General features: G+C 55.8%; 1 protein-coding gene. It reads right to left on the bottom strand.

The window, feature by feature from the left end:
- On the bottom strand, positions 1 to 224 hold a 224-nt coding region (locus AF337_RS38500; RefSeq protein WP_152971359.1), incomplete at both ends, for a DUF262 domain-containing protein.

Genomic DNA, 224 nt, shown 5'->3' with positions numbered 1-224 from the left:
TATCGCGGAGCGCGCATAATGTGAGATAGGCGGTTGTAGTTCGCTGCTGACCGTCGATGAGGTCGAAAACATCGCCGGCCTCGCGACAAACAACAACGGTCCCGATGAAATACTCAGGCGCGTCGTTCTTACTGGCATTCTGGTACTCGCTGTAGATGTCGCTCAGAAATTGTTCGACCTCTTCGCCACCCTCACCGCGAGGGTCCGTCTCACCCCAAACGTAC

This window comes from Rhizobium ecuadorense (assembly GCF_001187535.1).
In the GTDB taxonomy this organism is placed as follows: domain Bacteria; phylum Pseudomonadota; class Alphaproteobacteria; order Rhizobiales; family Rhizobiaceae; genus Rhizobium; species Rhizobium ecuadorense.
Note: the sequence above shows the minus strand (reverse complement) of the source record. Positions and strands in the feature narration are given on the sequence as shown.